The following is a 22,559-nucleotide window of genomic DNA, read 5'->3' as shown; positions in this document are numbered from 1 at the left end:
TAACGCGCGCGGCGCCTTGCGAATGAAGCGGGGCGCCGCGGTACAACACAACATATGGTGTGAAGCCTTGTTTCGGGTACCAAGTATAGTGGAAGAAACAGTACGATCAAATGGCTTTTTTTGCTGGTCCTATCTTGACAAGGCCACAAGCCAAGCAGCGCGGGGCCTGGCGGCGAATGCCCCTGCGAGTGGTCTGCGAGGCGCGCGCGAAGACCCTGCGTTTGCGCGCAAAAGGTGCTTATTTCTTGTGCAGTTTGAGAGGGTTCAGCAGGCGATCGAACGTGTCACGACGCCGCGTTCTGCGCGCCGTGCCCCTGGATATAGGGGAAGCTGGCATCGGCGAGCTGCGTATCGTGTTTGAGGCGCGCCCAGTCGAAGTGCGGGCCGGGGTCGGTCTTGCGCCCAGGCGCGATGTCCGAATGGCCCGCCAGCGCCTCGATCGGATAGTGCGCGACGAGCGCCTTCACGAGCGCGGCGAGCGTGGCGTATTGCGGCGCCTCGAAGGCCGTCGAGTCGCTGCCTTCCAGCTCGATGCCGATGGCGAAATCGTTGCAGCGCTCGCGCCCGAAGAAGCTCGACGCGCCCGCGTGCCACGCGCGCTCGTCGCACGAGACGAACTGCTCGAGCGCGCCATCGCGATGAATGACGAAGTGCGCCGAGACGCGCACGCCGCGCAGGTTGGCATCGAAGTACGGATGCGCGTCGCAGTCGAGGCGGTTGAGAAAGAGATCGGCGATCTCGGGGCCGCCGAAGACGTTGGGCGGCAGGCTGATGTTGTGGACGACGATGAGCGTCGGCACGGCGCCTTGCGGGCGGGCCTCGAAGTTGGGTGAAGGCAGGCGGCGCGCGCCGGACACCCAGCCCTGCGCATCGACTTCGTACGCGCGCGATCCTGGCGATGCAGCAGCGCTCATCGTGCGGGGCGATCCTGGGCCGTGGCGCGCGCGTCGTACGCGCGCGCGTGCTCGGAACTGCAGAACGAGCGCGTGCCGACATTCACCGATTCGCTGCGCGGCGCATGCACACCGCACTCGGCGCAGCGCACCATCGGCTCGGGCAGCGCGGGTTTGCCGCTCGCGCTCGCGCCGCCATTGGCGCTGCGCGCAGCGCCCTGCCCCGGTTGGGCACCGGCACGCGTTTGCGTCTGCGCACGGCGCAGCGCCTTGACGAACCACTGTCCGACCACGAACAGCAGGACGAGGAGAAGAATCTGTCTCATCGGAACACGCGACTCACACGACTCAAACCACGGGGCGGTGCAGCAGCACCTCGAAGACGAAACGGCTGCCCACATAGGCGAGCAGCAAGGCGATGAACGATGCGATCACCCAGCGCAGCGCAGCGCGGCCGCGCCAGCCGGAAATCTTGCGCGCGGTGAGCAGCGCGCCGAACATCAGCCACGAAAGAATCGCGAAGACGGTCTTGTGATCGAGCGAAAGCGGCCGGTCGATCAACTGCTCGCTGAACACGATGCCCGAGACGAGCGTGGCCGTGAGCAGCACGAAGCCCGCGCCGATCAGGCGGAACAGCAGCTTTTCCATGGTGAGGAGCGGCGGCAGCGTCTCGATCCAGTTCGAGAGCCAGCCGCCGCCGCGATTGCTCGCGTTGCGCTGGAAGCCCGCGCCCTTGAGCGCATGCAGCCGGCGCTCGACGGCGAGCATCAGCACCGCATGCAACGCGGCGATCGCAAAGAGCCCGTAGGCAATGTTCGCGATGACGAAGTGCAGCTTGAACATCGGCGCGGCCGCATAGGGCAGCACGCGCACGCCGCCGAACACGAACGGCAGGATCGACGCGACGGCCGCCAACGGCAGCAGCAGGAGGCGCAGGCCGTCGAGCGCAAAGAAAAAGCTCTCGATCCAGTAGATGCCGGCGCCGAGCCAGAACATGGCCGACAACGCGAAGGCGAAGCCGAACACCATTTCGTTGGCGGGGAAGATCGTCATGTGCAGGAGCACGCCGTGCGCGGCGAGCGCGACGAAGAGCAGCGCACGCGAAAGCGGGCCGAAAGTCCGCGCGCGCAGGGCGTCGCCGCCCGCGCCGAACGTCACCGGAACGGGCGGCACGCTGCCGAGCAGCGGCGCGGTACCCGCGCGGCGCAGCGCACGCCAGTCGGCGGCGCACAATCCGCCGTACAGGAGCACGGTGAGGGCATACAGTACAATAACCATGTTCGAAGTTTACTATAGGCCCCCTGGCCGCGCGCTTACCTAACGAATCGGCGACGAAACGCGGCGCATTCCCGTTTTGCGCGCGCGGGCCGGGCCGCACTGCTCACCGCCTCCCCATGCTCGACAATCTCACTCAACGGATGGCGCGCGTCGTCAAGACGCTGCGCGGCGAAGCCCGGCTGACCGAAGCCAATACGCAGGAAATGCTGCGCGAGGTGCGTCTCGCCCTGCTCGAAGCGGACGTGGCGCTGCCCGTCGTGCGCGAATTCATCGCCAAGGTGAAGGAGAAGGCGCTCGGCGAGGAAGTGATCTCCAGCCTCTCGCCGGGCCAGGCGCTCGTCGGCGTGGTGCAGCGCGAGCTGACCGCCGTGATCGGCGGCGACTACGAAGGCCGTGCTGCCGAACTCGACCTCGCCGTCACGCCGCCTGCCGTCATCCTCATGGCGGGCCTGCAGGGCGCCGGTAAAACCACCACCACCGGCAAGCTCGCCAAGCTCCTGCGCGAGAAGTACAAGAAGAAGGTCCTCACCGTTTCGTGCGACGTCTACCGCCCGGCCGCCATCGCGCAGTTGAAGACGGTGACGGAACAGGTCGGCGCCGACTTCTTCCCCTCGCAGCCGGACCAGAAGCCCGTCGAGATCGCCGCCGCGGCGGTCGACTGGGCCAAACGCCACTACCACGACGTGCTGCTCGTCGACACGGCCGGCCGCCTCGGTATCGACGAGGCGATGATGAACGAGATCACCGCGCTGCACGCCTCGCTCAAGCCCGCTGAAACGCTGTTCGTGGTCGACGCCATGCTCGGCCAGGACGCGGTCAACACCGCGAAGGCGTTCAACGACGCCCTGCCGCTCACCGGCGTCGTGCTCACCAAGCTCGACGGCGATTCGCGCGGCGGCGCGGCGCTCTCCGTGCGCCACATCACGGGCAAGCCGATCAAGTTTGTCGGCGTCGCGGAAAAGCTCGACGGCCTCGAGGTGTTCCACCCGGACCGCATGGCGAACCGTATTCTCGGCATGGGCGACATTCTCGCGCTCGTCGAGGAAGCGCAGCGCGGCGTGGACGTCCAGGCCGCGCAAAAGCTCGCCGACAAGGTCAAGAAAGGCGGCGACTTCGACCTCAATGACTTCCGCGCGCAACTTTCGCAGATGAAGAGCATGGGTGGCCTGTCGTCGCTCATGGACAAGCTGCCCGCGCAGTTCCAGCAGGCCGCCTCGGGCGCCAACATGGGCCAGGCCGAGAAGCAGATGCGCCGCATGGAAGGCATCATCAACTCGATGACGCCCGCCGAGCGCGCCAAGCCCGAGCTCATCAAGGCCACGCGCAAGCGCCGCATCGCGGCGGGCGCGGGCGTGCAGGTACAGGAAGTCAACCGCATGCTCAACCAGTACGAGCAGATGCGCACCATGATGAAGAAGCTCAAGGGCGGCAATCTGCAGAAGATGATGCGCGGCATGAAGGGCATGATGCCCGGCATGCGCTGATCCCGCGGGCCGCACGGCGCATATCGCGCGCACGGCGGCCCGACTCGACGCGGCGCGCGACGGACCAAATGCGCGGGTTTATGCTGTAGCGCGCGCCGCCGTTATTTTCCACACTTCAGTAGCTACAGCTACCTTCCCGCCAGAGTCATGAATCGCGAAGAAGCCCTGCACATTTTCCGCCACTCCGAAGAGATCGTTTCGGAGGGCGACGTCAATGCGTCGATCGGCCGGATGGCCGAAGCCATCCGCGCCGAGATCAGCGAGGACTTCCCGCTCGTGCTGTCGGTGATGGGCGGCGCCGCCGTGTTCACCGGCATGCTGCTGCCGCACCTCGACTTCCCGCTCGAGTTCGACTACATCCACCTCACGCGCTACCGCAACGCGATCAAGGGCAGCGCCGAGATGCAGTGGCGCGTGGCGCCGCGCGAGTCGGTGAAGGACCGTGTGGTGCTCGTGCTCGACGACATCCTCGACGAAGGCGAGACCATGGCCGCGATTCGCGACCGCATCATGGACATGGGCGCGAAGCGTTTCCTCTCGGCCGTGCTGTGCGAGAAGACGCTCACGAAGGCCAAGCCGCTGCATCCCGACTACTGCGGCTTTTCGGTGCCGGACCGCTACGTGTTCGGCTGCGGCATGGACGCCAAGGGTTACTGGCGCAATCTGCCGACCATCCGTGCGCTGACCGAAGGAGCCTGAAGCGCTTCTGAGTTAATCGGAGCGTCATGAAAAAAGCAGCCCGCGGGCTGCTTTTTTATTGCCTGCGACGCGCGCTGCACGCGGCGTCAGAGGTGATGCACGAAGGTGGCGATCCCCGCGAGGATCATCTCCACCGATATCGCCACGAGCACGAGGCCCATCAGCCGCTCGAAGGCCGTCACCACGCGCTCGCCGAGCCACTGCTGGATGCGCTCCGCCATCACCAGCACGACCGCGCAGATCACCATCGTCACGACGAGCGCGGCCACCCATTCATAGAGTTTGCCGGGCGCCTGCGAGGTGAGCAGCATGACCGTGGCGAGCGCCGAAGGCCCCGCCAGCGCGGGAATGGCGAGCGGCACGATGAGCGGCTCGCCGCCCTTGTCGCCACTGCCGAACGGGCCGCCCGGATGCGGAAAGATCATGCGCAGCGCGATCAGGAACAGCACGATGCCGCCGCCGATGCGCAGCGAGGTATCGGTGAGCCCCATCATGCGCAGGAAGCTGTTGCCGGCGACCATGAAGATCAGCAGGATCACGAACGCGATCGCGACCTCGCGCAGGATCACGACCGCGCGGCGCTGCTTGGCAACGCCGCGCAGGCAGCTGATGAAGAGCGGAATATTCCCGAGCGGGTCGGTGATGAGGAGCAGCAGGACCGTAGCGGACAGAAAACTGTACTCCACGCTCGCAGCGCTCCTTTAACCGGGATGGACCGTCGTTAAACCGCGAGTGCCGCGCGGATCTTCTGCGCCACCGTCTGCGCGGCCTCATCGGCCGCTAGCAGCGTCGCTTCGGTATCGCGGCGGCCCTGGTACTCGATCTTGCCGTCCTTCAGGCCGCGCTCGCCGATCACGAGACGATGCGGCACGCCGATCAGCTCCCAGTCGGCGAACATCACGCCCGGACGCTCGCCGCGGTCGTCGAGAATCACGTCCACGCCCGCTTCGAGCAGTTCGTTGTAGACGCGCTCGGCGTGCTCGCGCACGAGCTCGCTGCGGTCCATGCCCATCGGGCACACGACGACCTGGAACGGCGCGATCGACTCAGGCCAGATGATGCCCTTCTCGTCGAAGTTCTGCTCGATGGCTGCACCGAGGATACGCGTGACGCCAATGCCGTAGCAGCCCATCTGCATCGGCGCCGGCTTGCCGTTCTCGGCGAGGAACGTGGCGTTCATCGCTTCCGAGTACTTCGTGCCGAGCTGGAACACGTGGCCCACTTCGATGCCGCGGCAGATGTCGATCACACCCTTGCCGTCCGGCGAGGGATCGCCCTTCTTCACGTTGCGGATGTCGGCGACGACCGGCTCCGGCAGGTCGCGGCCCCAGTTCACGCCCGTGGTGTGGAAGTCGACTTCGTTCGTGCCGACCACGAAATCGCTCATGTTCGCGACCGTACGATCGGCGATCACCTTGACCGGCTTCTTCGTGTTAAGCGGTCCGAGGTAGCCCGGCGGCGTGCCGAACCACTCGACGATTTCCGCTTCGGTCGCGAAGCGGAAGCCGCTCAGGCCTTCGAGCTTGCCGACCTTGATCTCGTTCAGGTCGTGGTCGCCGCGCAGCATCAGCAGCCAGATCGTGGGCTCGGCGCCTTCGTTGTCCGTCGCGAGGATGATCGACTTGATGGTGCTTTCGAGCGGGATGCCGAGCAGTTCGGCGACGGCTTCGCACTTGGCCGCGCCCGGCGTGGGCGTTTTCGTCAGCGCCTGCGTGGGTGCGCCGCGCTGCGCGATGAGCGGCAGCGCTTCGGCGGCTTCGACGTTGGCCGCGAAGTCCGAGCTCGGGCAGTAGGCGATGTCGTCCTCGCCCGTTTCCGCGATCACGTGGAATTCGTGCGAGCCGCTGCCGCCGATCGAGCCGTTGTCGGCCGCGACTGCGCGGAACTGCAGGCCCAGTCGCGTGAAGATGCGCACGTAAGCGTCGTACATCTTCTGGTACGACAGCTTGAGACCTTCGACGTCCTTATCGAACGAGTACGCGTCCTTCATGATGAATTCGCGCCCGCGCATCACGCCGAAACGGGGACGGATTTCGTCGCGGAACTTCGTCTGCACCTGATAGAAGTTCACCGGCAGCTGGCGATAGCTCTTGATCTGGCCGCGCGCGATGTCGGTGACGACCTCTTCGTGCGTCGGGCCCATCACGAAGTCGCTCTGCTTGCGATCCTTGAAGCGCAGCAGTTCCGGCCCGTATTGTTCCCAGCGACCCGATTCCTGCCACAACTCGGCCGGCTGCACGGCCGGCATGAGCAGCTCGATGGCGCCGGCGCGGTTCATTTCCTCGCGCACGATCTGCTCGACCTTGCGGATCGAACGCAGACCGATCGGCAGATAGTTGTAAATGCCGCCAGCGATGCGACGGATCATGCCCGCGCGAACCATCAGCTTGTGGCTGACGATTTCCGCGTCAGCGGGCGCTTCCTTCAGGGTGCCGATAAAGAAACGGGAGGCTTTCATTCAAATTATCCAAAAGCGGCGGCCCGGTGCGGACCGCCCGAAGAAGTGACCAGCGGAGGAGTTCACGAACCCGCCATTATGACAACGTGCCGGGCGCCGTGCTGATGACGCCAGCGACGGGCGCGGCCAAACTCGAAGCCGATCGCGCCCCGAGACCGTTTTGCGCAGTCTCGGCCATTCGCTCGACTTTCCGGACGGCGGGTCACGGACGGCGGGTGCGTGAGGGCCGTTATCTGTTTATAATCAAAGCAATTTTAAAGGATTCGAAGGTGGTTGTATGCTGGATCGTGAGGGGTTTCGCCCGAACGTCGGCATCATCCTCTTGAACGCGCGAAACGAGGTGTTTTGGGGCAAGCGGGTTCGCGAACATTCCTGGCAGTTTCCGCAAGGGGGCATCAAGTATGGTGAAACCCCCATGCAGGCAATGTTTCGGGAGTTGCACGAAGAAACCGGTTTGCATCCGGAGCACGTCAAGATCGTCGGTCGCACACGCGACTGGTTGCGTTATGAGGTGCCGGACAAGTTCATCAAGCGCGAAGTGCGCGGCCATTATCGCGGCCAGAAACAGATCTGGTTTCTGCTGCGTATGGTCGGGCGCGACTGCGATATCTGCCTGCGGGCAACGGAGCATCCCGAGTTCGATGCGTGGCGCTGGAATGAATACTGGGTGCCGCTCGAAGCGGTCATCGAGTTCAAGCGCGACGTCTATCAGCTCGCGCTGACCGAACTTTCGCGCTTCCTGCGCCGGCCCGCGCCGCGTCAGGAGCGTCTGGGCGTGCAGGCTCACGAGGTGCGCTACCCGCGCATCGTGACGTCGGCGCACGCAGACGCGGTGCACGCCGAGCCGTATGAGGTTGCACCGGAAGGCGTAGCCGAACGTACGCCGCGTACGCCGATCGAAAGCGATTGCGCGTCGGCGCAGAGTATCATCGAGCCTGCGCAGGACGAGCAGGATCAAGGGGCTTGAGCCAACGCAAAGAACGCCCGAACCGGCGGGGCCCGGCGCATCACGCGCCGGGTCCCGCCGGTTCGCATTCGCGGCGCCGTTCGTTCGTAACGCGCGCCCGTGCTTCGAGGAAACCAATTTGAAACGATTTGCTCTTGCTGCGGCATGCGCCGCAGGCGGTGTGCTGCTTGTGTCAGGACTGGCCGCGTGCTCCAGTTCCGGTCCCACGAACAAGGACGACAGCGCGTTCGTCTACCTTCTGGACCGCAAGGGCGAATGGCAGGAAAACAAGCTCGAAGGCCTGCCGCCGCTGCCGCAGGCCGGCGCGACGCTGCTGCCGTTCGACGTCTCGAACAACTCGCCGCTCAAGTTCGCCATCGACCCCGCATCGCTCACGGTCGGCACGGATGGCGTCGTGCGCTATACGATCGTCATCACGAGCCCGAGCGGCGCGCGTAACGTGAACTACGAAGGGATTCGCTGCGACACCTACGAGTGGCGCCTCTACGCGAGCCTCGACGCCGATCACAACGGCTGGGACCAGACCGTCGCGAACAACTGGTCGCGCATCGAGAACGGCACGCTCAACGCATACCAGTCGAGGCTCTATCAGGACTACTTCTGCGCCAACAAGATGCCGATCGCGAAGGCGTCGACCCTGATCGAAAACCTGCGCTACGGCCGCACGCAGTCGACGCTGGTGCGTTAACTGCCTTTGATGGGCATGAAAAAAAGCCGCTGCGGCCTTTGGCCACAGCGGCTTTTTAACTTCTGGTGAGGCGATGCGAGGCTGGCCAGGAACGGCCGTCAAACCAGCACGAGATTGTCGCGGTGAATCAGCTCCGGCTCGAGCATATAGCCGAGGATGCCCTCGATCTCGCCGCTCGGATGACGCTGGATCAGCTTCGTTTCCGCGCTGCTGTAGTTGGTGAGCCCGCGCGCCACTTCCACGCCCAGGCCGTTCAGGCAAGCGATCACCTCGCCGCGCGCGAACGCACCCTGCACACCGGTCACGCCGATGGGCAGCAGGCTCTTGCCGTCTGCCGTGAGCTTCTGCACCGCGCCGTCGTCGATCACGACGTGGCCGCGCACCTGCAGGTGGTCGGCCATCCACTGCTTGCGCGCCGCCATGCGCGCCGTGCGTGCGATGAGCTGCGTGCCGATCGCCTCGCCCGCGGCCAGACGCACGAGCACCTGCGCTTCGCGCCCGCTCGCGATCACCGTGTTCGCGCCGCTATGCGCGGCGCGCTTGGCCGCGAGGATCTTGGTGAGCATGCCGCCGCGGCCGATGCTCGAGCCCGCGCCGCCCGCCATCGCCTCGAGTTCCGGCTTGCCTGCGTCGGCTTCCTGCACGAGCGTCGCGCCCGGATCCTTGCGCGGATCGGCCGTATAAAGCCCGCTCTGGTCGGTGAGGATGATGAGCGCATCGCCTTCGATCAGGTTCGCAACGAGCGCGCCGAGCGTGTCGTTGTCGCCGAACTTGATTTCGTCGGTGACCACGGTGTCGTTCTCGTTGATGATCGGCACGACGCCGAGGCGCAGCAGCGTGAGCAAGGTGGAGCGCGCATTGAGATAGCGTTCGCGGTCAGCCAGGTCGGCATGCGTGAGCAGGATCTGCGCAGTGCGGATGTCGTGCTCGGCAAAGCGGCTCTCATAGACCTGCGCAAGCCCCATCTGCCCGACTGCGGCGGCAGCCTGAAGCTCGTCGATCTCGCGCGGCCGCTTCGTCCAGCCGAGCCGTTGCATGCCTTCGGCGATCGCGCCCGAACTCACGAGCACGACTTCCTTGCCTTGCGCACGCAGCGCCGCAATCTGCGCGGCCCAGCGGCCGATTGCCGCATGATCGAGCCCGCGGCCGTCGTTGGTGACGAGGCTCGAACCGACTTTCACTACCAGACGCCGCGAATCGGCGATGACGGAACGCATGCTGCGCGGTCTCCCAAATGACTGATGACGCGTGAAGTTTCCCCGGCGCGGCGTGCGCGGCTCGCGCGCCGGCCGGTGCAGCGAATTACTCCTGCGGCTGCTCCGCGTTCCCACCTTTGCCCTCGCGGAAGCGCACGTCCGAGGCGAGGTCTTCGGCTTCGGCAGCACGGCGCGCGTCCGAGTGCGCGGAGACGTAGTCGTACACCGCGTAACACAGGTTTTCGCAGCCCTGCCCCGTGAGCGCGGAAATCTCGAACACGGGACCGTCCCACTCGAAGCGCTTCACGAAGTCCGCAATGCGCGCGGCGCGCTCATCGTCCGGCACCATGTCGAGCTTGTTCAGCACGAGCCAGCGCGGCTTGTCATAGAGCGTCTCGTCGTACTTGCGCAGCTCGCCGACGATCGCCTTCGCCTCGACAACCGGATCGACGCTTTCGTCGAACGGCGCGAGATCGACCAGATGCAGCAGCAGGTTCGTGCGCTGCAGATGGCGCAGGAACTGGTGACCGAGGCCCGCGCCTTCGGCGGCGCCTTCGATCAGGCCCGGAATATCGGCGATCACGAAGCTCTTGCTCGGCCCCACGCGCACCACGCCCAGATTCGGCGCGAGCGTCGTGAACGGGTAGTCGGCGATCTTGGGCTTCGCGTTCGACACCGAGGCGATGAACGTGGACTTGCCCGCGTTCGGCATGCCGAGCAGGCCGACGTCGGCCAGCACCTTCAGTTCCAGCTTGAGCATGCGGCGCTCGCCGGGCTTGCCGTCGGTCTTCTGACGCGGCGCGCGGTTCGTGGACGACTTGAAATGCAGGTTGCCGAGGCCACCCGCGCCGCCTTTCGCGACCATCACCTGCTGTTCGTGCTCGGTCAGGTCGGCGATCAGCTCGCCCGTGTCCTGGTCGGTGATGACCGTGCCCACCGGCATACGCAGCGTGATGTCGTCGCCGCCCTTGCCGTAGCAGTCGGAGCCGCGGCCGTTCTCGCCGTTGCGCGCCTGGTGCTTCTTCGTGTAGCGGTAGTCGATGAGGGTGTTGATGTTGCGGTCGCCGACGGCGTAGACGCTGCCGCCGCGCCCGCCGTCACCGCCGTCCGGCCCGCCGAACGGGACGAACTTCTCGCGTCGCATCGACGCGCTGCCATCGCCCCCATCGCCGGCGATGACTTCGATCTTCGCTTCGTCAATGAACTTCATGAGTTACTCCGTCCCGTGGATATCGATATTTTGCCCGCCATGGCCGAAACTGGCCAACAACGCACCGCAAGTCAACGGAAGCCCGTTACGACCCCGAAAGACTGCGGATAAATAAAAAGGCCCCGCAAACTTCGCGGGGCCTTCCTTGCGTCGCGTGCAGCCCGCTCGCGAGCGGTCTAAAGCTTAGGCCGCTGCCGGGACGACGTTGACCAGTTGCTTGTTGGCTGCGCCCTTGATCGTGAACGCGACGTGGCCGTCGACCAGCGCGTAGAGCGTGTGGTCCTTGCCGATACCGACGTTCAGGCCCGGGTGCATGCGCGTGCCGCGCTGGCGAACGATGATGCCGCCTGCGAGGATCGCCTGGCCGCCGTACACCTTCACGCCAAGTCGTTTCGACTCTGAGTCGCGGCCGTTACGTGACGACCCGCCTGCCTTTTTGTGTGCCATTTGTTTGCTCCTTTACCTGCGTGCGCTTACGCGTTGATCGCGTCGATGCGCAGTTCGGTGTAGTTCTGGCGGTGGCCGCCATGCTTCTGGTAGTGCTTCCGGCGACGCATCTTGAAGATGGTCACTTTGGCGTGTCGGCCTTGCGACACAACGGTGGCCTTGACGGAAGCCCCACTGACCAGCGGCGTACCGAACTTAATCGATTCGCCTTCGCCCACTGCGAGAACCTGGTCGAGCGTGATTTCTGCGTCAATGTCAGCCGGTATCTGTTCTACTTTAAGTTTTTCGCCAACGGCAACCTTGTACTGCTTGCCGCCGGTTTTTATGACCGCGTACATTGAGAACCTCACTCTGAGTAATCTTTTCAGGCACACTGCGCGCCCGAAACCTTAGATTATACATAGAGTTAGCTTGGCGGTCAAAAGCTGTGCAAGTCCGTTGCGCGAGTGCGCGCGAGGGATCCTGGGCCCGTCAGACGGACTCCAAGGCTATCCGCACAGCATAGCGCCAGCATCCATGCGGCCGTCCGGGCCGCGAGAAAATAGAGGGAGCCATCGGCAGGACGGTAGCGGAGCGTCCGGCATGCTGTCGATTCGCCTTATAATCCGCGGCACTACCCCTATTTGCCATCATGTCGTCCACCGCCACCCCATCCCCCAGCGCAGCCACCCTGCTTGCCCCCATCGCCAGTGACATGGAGCAGGTGAATCGTGTCATCCGGCAGAGCCTGGCGTCCGAGGTGATGCTGATCAACCAGATCTCCGAGTACATCATCGGCGCGGGCGGCAAGCGGCTGCGTCCGGCGCTCCTGCTGATGGTGGCCGGCGCGCTCGGCGACCACGGCACCGAGCGCCATGTGCTTGCAGCGGTCGTCGAGTTCATTCACACGGCGACCCTCCTGCACGACGACGTCGTCGACGAATCGGACCTGCGGCGCGGCCGCCAGACGGCCAACGCGCTGTTCGGCAACGCCGCCAGCGTGCTGGTGGGAGATTACCTGTACTCACGCTCGTTCGAGATGATGGTGGGCGTCGGCAAGATGCGCGTGATGGAAATCCTGTCCGCCGCCACGACGATCATCTCCGAGGGTGAAGTCCTGCAGCTGCTGAACATGCACGACGCCGACGTGGACACCGACCGCTACATGCAGGTGATCCGCTACAAGACCGCCAAGCTTTTCGAAGCCGCGGCGCAGCTCGGCGCGGTGCTTTCGGGGGCGGATGCGCGCACCGAGGAAGCCGCAGCCGAGTACGGGCGGCGCATCGGCACGGCATTCCAGATCATGGACGACTGGCTCGACTACACGGGCACGCCTGAATCGATGGGCAAGAACGCGGGCGACGACCTGCGCGAAGGCAAGCCCACGCTGCCGCTCATCTGGCTGATCGAGCACGGCACGGCGGCGGAAGCCGCGCTTGCGCGCGAAGCGATCGAGCAAGGCGGCACGACGCGTTTCGATGAAATCTTCGCGGCGATCACGCGCTCAGGCGCGCTCGAGCACACGCTGCAATGCGCGCGCACCGAGGCCCGGGCCGCCGCCGATGCGATTTCAGCGTTCCCCCCTTCCATTTACAAAGATAGCCTGCTAGAATTATGTTCTTACTCGACGACGCGCCAGTCTTGAAACAGACGAAGCAAGTTGTGGAGTCCAGCAGTCAATTCGGGGTGTAGCTTAGCCTGGTAGAGCGCTACGTTCGGGACGTAGAGGCCGGAGGTTCGAATCCTCTCACCCCGACCAGAATTCGAGAAAAAACCGCGCATTCATTGCGCGGTTTTTTTTCGCCTGCATCTCCCGCACTTCCATCCCTGTCCGGCAACTCGCGGCGCGTAACCGGCAACCGCCTTGTCCGTTCGGCCAGTGGCCCTGGAACTGCGGTACCCCTCTGTTATAGTTTCCCCATCCGCCCCCCCTCATTGTCTCGACGCGTGGACCACCTTCCCTTATGGGCGCAGATTTGCGCCGTCTTCGTCCTGCTCATCTGCTCCAGCTTCTTCTCCATCTCCGAAACGGCGATGATGGCGCTCAATCGCCATCGGCTCAAATACCTCGCCAATCACGGCACGCTCGGCGCGAAGACCACCCAGAAGCTGCTCGCGCGCACCGACCTGCTGCTTTCGGTGATCCTGATCGGCAACAATCTCTTCAACACCATCATCCCGGTCCTCACGACCTCGATCGCGCTCCATACGTTCGGCCGCAATAACCTCGTGCTCTCGATCGCGACGGGCATCGTCGCGTTCCTCATCATCGTGTTCGCGGAAATCACGCCGAAGATTGTGGGCGCAACGTTTCCGGAAAAAATCGCGCTGCCCGCGAGCCTGCTGATCGCGCCGCTCATGCGTGTGACGAAGCCACTCATCTGGTTCGTCAACATGTTTGCGAACACCATCCTGCGCATCCTGCACATCAATACGCACAAGGCGCATGACCAGCGGCTTTCCACCGAGGAGTTGCGCACCATCGTGCTCGAGTCGGGCAGCTTCATGCCGACCAAGCACCGCAGCATCCTGCTCAACCTGTTCGACCTGGAGAACATCACCGTCGACGACGTGATGATTCCGCGCCGGCGCATCGAGGCGCTCGACTACGACGCCCCGCTCGAAGACATCCTGCATCAGCTCGAGACCTGCTATCACAACAAGCTGATCGTCTATCAAGGCGACATCGACCGGGTGCTCGGCGTGCTGCATGTGCGCAAGACGTTGGCCGCGCTGCATAACCAGGAATTCGAGCGCGAGACGCTGCGCGAACTGCTTGCCGAGCCGTACTTCGTGCCCACGGGCACGCCTGGATTCCAGCAACTTCAGTACTTCCAGGAAAGCCGCCATCGCATCGCGCTCGTCGTGAACGAGTACGGTGAGATGGAAGGACTCGTGACACCCGAAGACATCATCGAGGAGCTGATCGGCGAATTCACCACCTCGATGCCGCGCAGCGGCACCGGACGCGGCGGCTGGAACGACGAAGGCGAATGTATCGTGCCGGGCAGCATGCCTTTGCGCGAACTCAATCGCTGGCTTCATATCAAGCTGCCCACGGATGGGCCCAAGACGCTCAACGGCCTGATCCTCGAAGTGCTCGAAGAGATTCCCGAAGGCGATGTGTGCCTGCAGATCGGCGACGTGAAGCTCGAAGTGCTACGCAGCGACGACCAGGCCGTACGCACGGTCAAGCTCTTCAAACCCGGCGCCAAGCCGCGCCAGGGCACGCTGCAAAAGGCGAAGAAGCTGCTGCCGGGACGTTAGCCGTTCGGCCGGGTGGCGGCGCAGTGCGCCTCGCGCCATGATGAAGGCGTCATCTGTTCGAGGCGGCTTCGCGCCGGCATGCCGATGCTTTCTACTCCTTATCGTGCGCGCCCTTTTGCCGCCGCGGCTGCCGAAGGCGGTACGGGCAGCGGAGCAATGGCGCGCACATCTGCGCCTGTCTCCGCACCGCAACTCGACGACGCACCCGCCGTTCGCCTGCTCTCCGAAACGCTGCGCGAAGCCGCGCGGCGCAGCGCCTCCGATCTGCACATCGAGCCGATGGAACACGGCTGGCGCGTGCGTCTGCGCATCGACGGCGTACTGCACGAAATGGTGCGGCCGCCCGCGCATCTGCGCGATGCGTTCGTCACGCGCATCAAGGTGCTCGCCCGCATGGACATCGCCGAACGGCGCATTCCGCAGGACGGCAGGCTGCGGCTCGCACTCTCGGGGGCGTCGCAAGCCGCCGAGGACTATCGCGTGAATTCGCTGCCCACACTTCATGGCGAAAAGCTCGTATTGCGCAGGCTCGAAGCGCTCCCCGCCGAACTGTCGCTTGCCGAACTCGGGCTCGACGAAGCGCAACAGCGCACCGTAGCCGAAGCGATCGGCGCGCCGCATGGTCTCGTCCTCGTCACGGGCCCCACCGGCAGCGGCAAGACGCTCTCGCTCTACTGCTTCCTGCAAAGGCTCAATGGCACGACGCGCAATCTCTGCTCGGTGGAAGATCCCGCCGAAATCCAGCTCGCAGGCATCAATCAGGTCAACGTGCGCGAGAAGGCCGGGCTCACCTTTGCGGTAGCACTGCGTGCGCTGCTGCGCCAGGACCCGGACGTCATCATGATCGGCGAAATCCGCGACGAAGAAACCGCCAGCGTGGCCGTCAAGGCCGCGCAGACCGGCCATCTCGTCCTCTCGACCGTGCACACGAACGACGCCAGCGCGGCCTGCGCACGGCTCGTCGACATCGGCGTCGAACCGTACAACCTGGCGGCCTCGCTGCGGCTCGTCACGGCGCAACGTCTCGTGCGGCGGCTATGCCCGCAATGCCGCGTGCGCGGCGAAGCTTCGCCGGCGGCACTCGTCGCGGCGGGACTCAACACCTACGACGGTGACATGACGCAGCCTTATATTGCGCGCGGCTGCGAGGCTTGCCACGGCATCGGCTATCGCGGCCGCGTGGGAATTCACGAGGTCTTGCCGATCTCGGAGACCATCCGCGACCTGATCGTCACTGGGAGCGGCGCGCACGAAATCGCTCGCGCAGCACGCAGAAGCGGTGTGGCAACCCTGCGCGACGCGGCGCTCGCACGCGTGCGCGACGGCACCACGAGCCTCGCCGAAGCGCTTGCCGCAACGGAAGCGCCATGAGCGCCGCGCGCGCCCATCGCGGCCCATCCGAGTGGCGCTTCGTGTGGCGCGGTCTCGACGCATCGGGCACGACCAGGCGTGGCACGCTGATCGCGCTCGACGCCGCGGCTGTGCGCGCCGCGCTCAAGCGCGAGCGCATCACCGTGCTCGCCATCGAGCGCAGGTCGAGCGCAGGCGCGCCCAAGGCACGTCACGCGGACGTCACACGCTTTACGCGCCAGCTCGCGAGCCTCCTGCGCGCCGGCCTGCCGCTTGCGAACGCGCTCGAACTGCTCGCGCTCTCGCCGGGACCGAACGGCATGCCGCGCATTGCCGCCGCGCTCGCGCGCGACATCGCCGGCGGCCTGCGCTTCGCCGACTCGCTCGCGCAACATCCGGCGCGTTTCAACGCGCTGTATTGCCAGCTCGTCGCCGTTGGCGAAGCCTCGGGTGCGCTCGCCGCCGTACTCGCGCGCCTCGCCGACGACCGCGAGCGTGCCGCCGCGCAGCGCGCCAAAGTGCGCGCCGCGCTCACCTACCCCGTCGCAGTGCTGCTGCTCGCGTTTGTCATTACGGCGGCGTTGCTGGTCTGGGTCGTGCCCACGTTCAAGCAGATCTTCGACGGCTTCGGCGCTGCCCTGCCCGCGCCCACGCGGTTCGTGCTGACGCTCTCGGCGGGCGCCGCGCGCTGGAGCGTGCCGGCTGCCGTAGCCGCAGCCACCGGCACGCTCGCCCTGCGAGCGGGCTTGCGCCGCTCGGAAGCCACGCGCATCGCGTTCGGATGCACGCTGCTGAGGCTCCCGCTTTGCGGTGCGCTGCTCACCACACTGTGTGCCGCCCGCTGGAGCCGAGCGCTCGGTACGCTGCTCGCCGCCGGCACGCCGCTCGCCGACGCCTTCGATTCGCTCGCGCACGCAAGCGGCAACGCCTTCTTCGATCGCGCGAGCGCAGGTATCAGCGAGCGCCTGCGGCACGGCGAGCGGCTCGCCGCAGCCATGCGTGCGGCGGGATGCTTTCCGGCCGATGTGGTTCAGCCCGTTGCGGTCGCGGAAGAATCGGGCGCGCTCGATGCGATGTTGCTCGATGTGGCCTCGCTCGCCGACCGTCAGGTCGACGAAAAGATCGCGCTCGTGTCGAGCCTGTGCGAGCCGCTCGTGATCGTCGTGCTCGGTGCGCTGGTCGGCGGCCTCGTCATGGCGATGTATCTTCCCATCATTCAACTGGGCAACGTGGTGTAGCATCGCAGCCAGATTCCGGTTCCCTCTCATGCCCGTCCAACTCCTGTCCACGCCCGATACCGCAACGCCGCTCGCAGCCGCTCTCGCCGCTCTGCCGTTCGGCGTGCTCATGGTCTTCGCCATTGCGTTCGGGCTCGTCATCGGCAGCTTCCTCAACGTCGTCGTGCACCGGCTGCCGATCATGCTGGAGCGCGCGTGGCGCGCCGATGTGGCCGAAGCGACGGGCACGCCCGGTCCGCTCTTCGAAGAAGACGGGCTGCCTGCGCGCTACAACCTCTGGCTCCCACGCAGCGCGTGCCCGCACTGCGGCCACGTCCTGCGCGCGCGGGAAAACATCCCGGTGCTCAGTTGGGTCGCGCTGCGCGGGCGCTGCTCGCACTGTCATGCGCGCGTGAGCGTGCGCTACCCGCTCATCGAGATCGCGGGCGCGGCCTGCGCGGCCGGCGCATTGCTCGCCTTCGGACCCACCGGCAAGGCGCTCGCCGCCTTCGTGTTGTGCGCCACGCTCATCGCTGCAAGCGCCATCGACCTCGAACACCAGATGCTGCACGACGAGATCACGCAGCCGCTGCTGTGGGTCGGGTTGCTGGTCAATTTTGCCGGCACCTTCGTCACGCTGCGCGAAGCGGTGATCGGTGCGGTCGCGGGCTATCTGGCGCTCTGGTGCGTCTACTGGATCTTCAAGCTGTTGCGTGGCGTAGAAGGCATGGGCCACGGCGACTTCAAGCTGCTCGCCGCGCTCGGCGCATGGCTCGGCTGGAGCGCGCTGCCGCAGATCGTCGTGATCGCCGCAGTGGCCGGCGCGCTCGTCGGCATCATCGCTACGTTGACGGGACGCATGCGTTTCGAAGAGCCGCTGCCGTTCGGCCCGTATCTGGCCGCTGGCGCACTCGTCACATTGTTTGCGGGCACACCGCTGTATGGCGTATTTGCGTGGGGGAACTGATCAAATGTTCGCGGTCGGATTGACGGGCGGCATCGGCAGCGGCAAGTCCACGGTCGCGGATGGCTTTGCCGCGCGCGGCGTGACGATCGTCGACACCGATCTCATCGCGCATCGCATTACCGCACCGCACGGCGTCGCGATGGCGCAGATCGCCGCGGAATTCGGCCCTGAATTCGTCGCGCCGGACGGTTCGATGGACCGCGCGCGCATGCGCACGCTCGTGTTCGGCGACGAGTCCGCGCGCAAGCGGCTCGAGGCCATCACGCACCCGTTGATCCGCTCCGAGACCGAACGCGAAACGCGAGAGGCCAGCGGGCCGTACGTGATCGTGGTCGTGCCCTTGCTCGTAGAGTCGGGCACCTGGAAAACGCGTGTCGATCGCGTGCTCACCGTCGATTGCAGCGTGGAAACGCAGATCGCGCGTGTCATGCGCCGCAATGGCTTCACACGTGAGCAAGTGCTCGCCATCATCGCGCGGCAGGCCACGCGCGAAGCACGCCTCGCGGCCGCCGACAACGTGGTGGTGAACGACAACGGTGCGACGCTCGAAACGCTCGATCAGGACGTCGACGCATTGCACCAGACGTATCTCAGGCTCGCTGCCGAAAAGGCCAGTAAAGCGTAAAAGGCGCCATCCGCGCGCGATTAGCGGGTCACATCGGCATAGCGCCGGCCCGGCGCGATTGCGACCGTAGTCCCACGGCATTAGAATGTCCTGCAATCCGTCACCTACCACGCCCGAGGCGAGCGCGCTTGATTCTTTACGAGTATCCCTTCAACGAGCGAATCCGGACGCTGCTGCGCCTCGAAGACCTGTTCGAGCGCTTCACGTTTTTCCTGACCCAGGAGGATCCGAGGGAACATCACGTCGCGCTTACGACGCTCTTCGAAATCGCCGAAGTCGCAGGCCGCGCCGACCTGAAGTCGGATCTCATGAAGGAACTCGAGCGGCAGCGCCAAACGCTCGCGCCGTTCCGCGGCAATCCCGGCATCGAGCAGAATGCGCTCGAAACCGTGCTGGGCGAAATCGAGCAGACGCTCGCCGGCCTCACGCAGATGCAAGGCAAGACGGGCCAGCACCTGATGGACAACGAGTGGCTCACGAGCATCCGCAGCCGCGCGATCATTCCCGGCGGCACCTGCAAGTTCGATCTGCCGTCGTATTACGCGTGGCAGCAACTGCACGCCGATCAGCGCCGCCAGGACATCGCGAAATGGGTCACGCCGCTGCTGCCGCTGCGCGACGCCGCCGCCATCGTGCTACGCCTCGCGCGCGAGTCGGGCCAGGCGTCGAAGGTGATGGCGATGCAGGGCAGCTATCAGCAGATGCTGTCGGGCCGTGCGTATCAGCTCATGCAGGTCCGCGTGGCACCGGAATTGCGCATGATTCCCGAGGCGAGCGCCAACAAGTACATGCTGTGGGTGCGCTTCACCGTGCAGGATGGCGATCTGCGTCCGCGGGCCGTCGATCAGGACGTGCCGTTCCAGCTCACGCTGTGCAGCCTGTAAAACCGGACGCGCCGCCACGCCAGACTCAACGCAACCAAAGTTCTATCGCATGACCACTGTCGTCAAATGTCCGACCTGCGGCAAGGAAGTCCGCTGGGTGCCGGAAAACCGCTTCCGACCGTTCTGCTCCGAGCGCTGCAAGCAGATGGACCTCGGCGCATGGGCGGCCGAAAAATACCGCATTGGCGGCGCCGACGACGAAACGCCGCCTGAAGACGCGCCGCCCACCGATACGCGCCAGTAAGCGAGCGCCGCGACGCGCTTGCGCCGGACGAAAAAAGGCCGCTGTGCATCACACACAGCGGCCTTTTGCATCGTCGTGGCCGCTGGGTGTTACTCCGCGGCGAGCCACTCCAGCACGGGAATCGTCGCGGGCAAGAGCGGCTCGACGCTCGCCGGCAGCGACTGCCAGACGAACGCCTGACCTTCGCGGCCATGCGGCTCGCCGGTCCACTCGGTCACCTTGCAGAAGTAGAGCCGTACGTAGGCGTGCGGGTAGTCGTGTTCAAGCGTGTGCCACAGGTGGCACACCATCACGTCGATGCCCAGCTCCTCGTGCAGCTCGCGCGCGAGCGCCGCTTCGACCGTTTCGCCCGGTTCCAGCTTGCCGCCCGGAAACTCCCAGTAGCCTGCATACGGCTTGCCTGCGGGGCGCTGCGCGAGCAGGTAGCGGCCATCGGGCTGCACCAGCACGCCCACCGCGACTTCCGTCACGGGGCGTGTCTTTCCGGAAGCATCGTTTGCGGTGTTGGCCTCGGCGCTCATGCCTCTTGCGCCTTCTTGCCCGACCAGTCGCGTGCGAATTGCCACGCCACGCGGCCCGAACGCGAGCCGCGCTCCAGCGCCCAGACGAGTGCGTCGCCGCGCGCCGATTCGACTTCGGCGTCGTCGCAACCGAAATGGCGCAGCCAGTGGCCGACGATCGTCAGATAGTCGTCCTGCTTGAACGGATAGAAGCTCACCCAAAGGCCGAAACGCTCGGACAGCGAGATCTTCTCTTCCACCACTTCGCCCGGATGAATCTCGCCGTCGGGCATGTGCTTGTACGTCTCGTTGTCGCTCATGTACTCGGGCAGCAGATGGCGCCGGTTCGAGGTCGCGTAGATCAGCACGTTGTCCGACTGCGCAGCCACCGAGCCATCCAGCGCCACCTTCAGCGCCTTGTAGCCCGATTCGCCTTCCTCGAACGAGAGGTCGTCGCAGAACACGATGAAGCGCTCGGGGCGCGTCGAGATGAGATCGACGATATCGCCGAGGTCATGCAGATCGTCCTTGTCGACTTCGATCAGGCGTAGGCCCTGTTGCGCGTACGCGTTCAGGCAGGCCTTGATCAGCGATGACTTGCCGGTGCCGCGTGCGCCGGTGAGCAGCACGTTGTTCGCGGGCTTCTTCTGCACGAACTGGCGCGTGTTGCGGTCGATGAGATCTTTCTGCCGGTCGATGTTCTGCAGGTCGTCGAGCGAGATCAGCGAGATCGCGGGCACCGGCTGCAGGAAGCCGCGCCCCTGGCGCTTGCGCCAGCGAAACGCGACGGCCGCGTTCCAGTCGACATCGGGTGCCGACGGCGGCAGCACGGCCTCGAGGCGGCCGAGCAGCGCTTCGGCGCGGGTCAGAAACTGTTCGAGCTTGTCCATGTGGTGAAGGCGCTTGAAATCAGGAGCGGTAATCCGCGTTGATGCTCACGTAGTCGTGCGAGAGGTCACAGGTCCAGATCGTGGCCTGCGCGTCGCCGCGGCCGAGCAGCACGCGAATCAGGATCTCGCTCTTCTTCATGACGCGCTGGCCGTCTTCTTCGCGGTAGGCCGGGTTGCGACCGCCCGCTTTCGCCACGAGCACGTCGTCGAGATACAGGTCGATCTTGTCGACGTCGAGGTCCGTCACGCCGGCATAGCCGATCGCCGCGAGGATACGGCCGAGGTTGGGGTCCGATGCGTAGAACGCCGTCTTCACGAGCGGCGAATGGCCGATCGCATAGGCGATCTGGCGGCACTCGGCCACGTCCTTGCCGCCTTCCACCTGCACGGTCATGAACTTGGTCGCGCCTTCGCCGTCGCGCACGATCAGCTGCGAGAGTTCCTGGGCGACGGCCGTCACGGCGTCGCGCAGCGCGGCGTAGGCGGGCGTATCCGTCGAGGTGATCGCGGGCAGGCTCGACTTGCCCGAGGCGATCATGATGAACGAGTCATTGGTCGAGGTATCGCCGTCGATCGTGACGCAGTTGAACGAGCGGTCCGCCACGTACTTCACGAGTTCGTCGAGCACGGGCTGCGCGACGTTCGCATCGAAAGCGAGGAAGCCGAGCATGGTCGCCATGTTCGGCTTGATCATGCCCGCGCCCTTGCTGATGCCCGTGAACGTGACGGTGTGGCCGTCGACCGTCACCTGGCGCGACACGGCCTTCGGCAGCGTGTCGGTCGTCATGATGGCCTGCGCGGCGTCGTACCAGTTCGCGGCCTTGCGGTTCGCCAGCGCGGCAGGCAGGCCCGCCTTCAGGCGGTCGATGGGCAGCGGCTCGAGGATCACGCCGGTCGAGAACGGCAGCACCTGCGAGGATTCGAGGCCGGCCAGGCGCGCGAGTTCATCGCAGGTCTCGCGGGCGTGCTTCATGCCCGGCTCGCCGGTGCCCGCGTTCGCATTGCCGGTGTTCACCACCAGCGCGCGAATGCCCTTGCCGCCGGCGCGCACCTTCGCGAGATGTTCGCGGCACACCGTCACCGGCGCGGCACAGAAACGGTTCAGCGTGAACACGCCGGCCACGCTCGCGCCTTCGTCGACGGAAATCACCAGGACGTCCTTGCGATTGGGCTTGCGGATGTTGGCTTCCGCCCAGCCGAGCGTCACGCCGGCGACCGGATGAAGTTGTGCGGGATCAATCGAGGGGAAATTGACAGCCATGGTGGCGACCTGTCGAAAAGGCAATGCCGGCCAGGGCGCTGGAGCCTGGCCGGCA

General features: G+C 65.4%; 23 protein-coding genes, 1 tRNA gene and 1 pseudogene. 13 read left to right on the top strand and 12 right to left on the bottom strand.

Annotation, left to right across the window (positions count from 1 at the left end):
• Positions 1-284 precede the first annotated feature (284 nt).
• Genes ampD through AB4Y40_RS09830 form a run of 3 tightly spaced genes read right to left on the bottom strand, consistent with a single transcriptional unit; the run spans position 285 to position 2,171 of the window.
• Complete coding sequence (ampD, locus tag AB4Y40_RS09840; protein WP_368687518.1) at positions 285-914, bottom strand: 1,6-anhydro-N-acetylmuramyl-L-alanine amidase AmpD; 630 nt, start codon at positions 912-914, stop codon at positions 285-287.
• Positions 911-1,219 (bottom strand): PP0621 family protein, encoded by a 309-nt coding sequence (locus AB4Y40_RS09835; RefSeq protein WP_368687517.1) that lies wholly within the window; start codon positions 1,217-1,219, stop codon positions 911-913. The genes ampD and AB4Y40_RS09835 overlap by 4 nt, the downstream gene beginning before the upstream one ends.
• Positions 1,220-1,241: 22 nt before the next feature.
• The gene (locus AB4Y40_RS09830; protein ID WP_368687516.1) at positions 1,242-2,171 is read right to left on the bottom strand and encodes an inner membrane protein YpjD; all 930 of its coding nucleotides are present in this window, start codon (positions 2,169-2,171) and stop codon (positions 1,242-1,244) included.
• Between the two features lie 116 nt (positions 2,172-2,287).
• On the opposite strand from AB4Y40_RS09830, the gene ffh reads away from it, so the two are divergent.
• Both ffh and AB4Y40_RS09820 read left to right on the top strand, forming a co-directional pair.
• Positions 2,288-3,655, top strand: coding sequence for a signal recognition particle protein (gene ffh, locus AB4Y40_RS09825; RefSeq protein WP_069268510.1), 1,368 nt, complete (start codon positions 2,288-2,290; stop codon positions 3,653-3,655).
• A gap of 147 nt (positions 3,656-3,802) precedes the next feature.
• Complete coding sequence (locus tag AB4Y40_RS09820; protein WP_028207817.1) at positions 3,803-4,354, top strand: hypoxanthine-guanine phosphoribosyltransferase; 552 nt, start codon at positions 3,803-3,805, stop codon at positions 4,352-4,354.
• A gap of 86 nt (positions 4,355-4,440) precedes the next feature.
• Here AB4Y40_RS09820 and AB4Y40_RS09815 read toward each other — a convergent pair whose 3' ends face one another.
• Positions 4,441-5,040 carry a MarC family protein gene (locus AB4Y40_RS09815; protein ID WP_342924464.1) on the bottom strand — a complete coding sequence of 200 codons (600 nt, stop codon included), beginning with the start codon at positions 5,038-5,040 and terminating at the stop codon, positions 4,441-4,443.
• A gap of 35 nt (positions 5,041-5,075) precedes the next feature.
• Positions 5,076-6,812: a proline--tRNA ligase gene (locus tag AB4Y40_RS09810; protein ID WP_368687515.1), complete on the bottom strand. Its 1,737-nt coding sequence runs from the start codon at positions 6,810-6,812 to the stop codon at positions 5,076-5,078.
• Positions 6,813-7,089: 277 nt separating this feature from the next.
• On the opposite strand from AB4Y40_RS09810, the pseudogene AB4Y40_RS09805 reads away from it, so the two are divergent.
• Together AB4Y40_RS09805 and AB4Y40_RS09800 are read left to right on the top strand one after the other, a co-directional pair.
• Positions 7,090-7,638 (top strand): annotated as a pseudogene (locus AB4Y40_RS09805) (RNA pyrophosphohydrolase); the annotation flags it as partial.
• A 259-nt stretch (positions 7,639-7,897) separates the two neighbouring features.
• The gene (locus AB4Y40_RS09800) at positions 7,898-8,467 is read left to right on the top strand and encodes a CNP1-like family protein (RefSeq protein ID WP_342924462.1); all 570 of its coding nucleotides are present in this window, start codon (positions 7,898-7,900) and stop codon (positions 8,465-8,467) included.
• Positions 8,468-8,565: 98 nt separating this feature from the next.
• Here AB4Y40_RS09800 and proB read toward each other — a convergent pair whose 3' ends face one another.
• The 4 genes from proB to rplU form a co-directional block, all read right to left on the bottom strand.
• A complete protein-coding gene (proB, locus tag AB4Y40_RS09795; protein WP_368687514.1) occupies positions 8,566-9,684 on the bottom strand; it encodes a glutamate 5-kinase in 1,119 nt (372 codons plus the stop codon).
• 85 nt (positions 9,685-9,769) lie between these two features.
• Complete coding sequence (cgtA, locus tag AB4Y40_RS09790; protein ID WP_368687513.1) at positions 9,770-10,873, bottom strand: Obg family GTPase CgtA; 1,104 nt, start codon at positions 10,871-10,873, stop codon at positions 9,770-9,772.
• A gap of 183 nt (positions 10,874-11,056) precedes the next feature.
• Positions 11,057-11,320, bottom strand: a complete 264-nt coding sequence (gene rpmA / locus AB4Y40_RS09785) for a 50S ribosomal protein L27 (protein WP_028207811.1) — start codon at positions 11,318-11,320, stop codon at positions 11,057-11,059.
• A 26-nt stretch (positions 11,321-11,346) separates the two neighbouring features.
• On the bottom strand, positions 11,347-11,658 hold the full coding sequence (rplU, locus tag AB4Y40_RS09780; protein WP_007180329.1) for a 50S ribosomal protein L21: 312 nt from the start codon (positions 11,656-11,658) through the stop codon (positions 11,347-11,349).
• Positions 11,659-11,951: 293 nt separating this feature from the next.
• Here rplU and AB4Y40_RS09775 point away from each other — a divergent pair, with 293 nt between their 5' ends.
• The 9 genes from AB4Y40_RS09775 (at position 11,952) to AB4Y40_RS09735 (ending at position 19,853) form a co-directional block, all read left to right on the top strand.
• The gene (locus AB4Y40_RS09775; RefSeq protein ID WP_368687512.1) at positions 11,952-12,944 is read left to right on the top strand and encodes a polyprenyl synthetase family protein; all 993 of its coding nucleotides are present in this window, start codon (positions 11,952-11,954) and stop codon (positions 12,942-12,944) included.
• 37 nt (positions 12,945-12,981) lie between these two features.
• A tRNA-Pro gene (locus AB4Y40_RS09770) sits at positions 12,982-13,058 on the top strand.
• A 188-nt stretch (positions 13,059-13,246) separates the two neighbouring features.
• A complete protein-coding gene (locus AB4Y40_RS09765; RefSeq protein ID WP_083245610.1) occupies positions 13,247-14,566 on the top strand; it encodes an HlyC/CorC family transporter in 1,320 nt (439 codons plus the stop codon).
• 156 nt (positions 14,567-14,722) lie between these two features.
• A complete protein-coding gene (locus AB4Y40_RS09760) occupies positions 14,723-15,937 on the top strand; it encodes a GspE/PulE family protein (RefSeq protein WP_368687511.1) in 1,215 nt (404 codons plus the stop codon).
• Positions 15,934-17,154 carry a type II secretion system F family protein gene (locus AB4Y40_RS09755; protein ID WP_368687510.1) on the top strand — a complete coding sequence of 407 codons (1,221 nt, stop codon included), beginning with the start codon at positions 15,934-15,936 and terminating at the stop codon, positions 17,152-17,154. Before AB4Y40_RS09760 ends, AB4Y40_RS09755 begins: the two co-directional genes overlap by 4 nt.
• 28 nt (positions 17,155-17,182) lie before the next feature.
• On the top strand, positions 17,183-18,100 hold the full coding sequence (locus tag AB4Y40_RS09750; RefSeq protein ID WP_368687509.1) for an A24 family peptidase: 918 nt from the start codon (positions 17,183-17,185) through the stop codon (positions 18,098-18,100).
• Positions 18,101-18,104: 4 nt separating this feature from the next.
• Positions 18,105-18,725, top strand: a complete 621-nt coding sequence (coaE, locus tag AB4Y40_RS09745; RefSeq protein WP_368687508.1) for a dephospho-CoA kinase — start codon at positions 18,105-18,107, stop codon at positions 18,723-18,725.
• 128 nt (positions 18,726-18,853) lie between these two features.
• Positions 18,854-19,609 carry a cell division protein ZapD gene (gene zapD, locus AB4Y40_RS09740; RefSeq protein WP_254356868.1) on the top strand — a complete coding sequence of 252 codons (756 nt, stop codon included), beginning with the start codon at positions 18,854-18,856 and terminating at the stop codon, positions 19,607-19,609.
• A gap of 49 nt (positions 19,610-19,658) precedes the next feature.
• Positions 19,659-19,853 (top strand): DNA gyrase inhibitor YacG, encoded by a 195-nt coding sequence (locus tag AB4Y40_RS09735; protein ID WP_028207803.1) that lies wholly within the window; start codon positions 19,659-19,661, stop codon positions 19,851-19,853.
• Between the two features lie 89 nt (positions 19,854-19,942).
• Here the strand turns inward: AB4Y40_RS09735 and mutT are convergent, their stop codons facing one another.
• The 3 genes from mutT to argJ are packed head-to-tail and all read right to left on the bottom strand — an operon-like array spanning position 19,943 to position 22,504.
• Complete coding sequence (gene mutT, locus AB4Y40_RS09730) at positions 19,943-20,374, bottom strand: 8-oxo-dGTP diphosphatase MutT (protein WP_368687507.1); 432 nt, start codon at positions 20,372-20,374, stop codon at positions 19,943-19,945.
• Positions 20,371-21,243: an ATP-binding protein gene (locus AB4Y40_RS09725; protein ID WP_368687506.1), complete on the bottom strand. Its 873-nt coding sequence runs from the start codon at positions 21,241-21,243 to the stop codon at positions 20,371-20,373. The genes mutT and AB4Y40_RS09725 overlap by 4 nt, the downstream gene beginning before the upstream one ends.
• Positions 21,244-21,262: 19 nt before the next feature.
• Positions 21,263-22,504, bottom strand: coding sequence for a bifunctional glutamate N-acetyltransferase/amino-acid acetyltransferase ArgJ (gene argJ / locus AB4Y40_RS09720; protein ID WP_368687505.1), 1,242 nt, complete (start codon positions 22,502-22,504; stop codon positions 21,263-21,265).
• Positions 22,505-22,559 lie beyond the last annotated feature (55 nt).

The sequence above is a fragment of the Paraburkholderia sp. EG287B genome, from assembly GCF_040965595.1.
GTDB lineage: Bacteria > Pseudomonadota > Gammaproteobacteria > Burkholderiales > Burkholderiaceae > Paraburkholderia.
The sequence above is the reverse complement of the archived record's forward strand: the minus strand, read 5'-3'. Positions and strand labels throughout refer to the sequence as shown.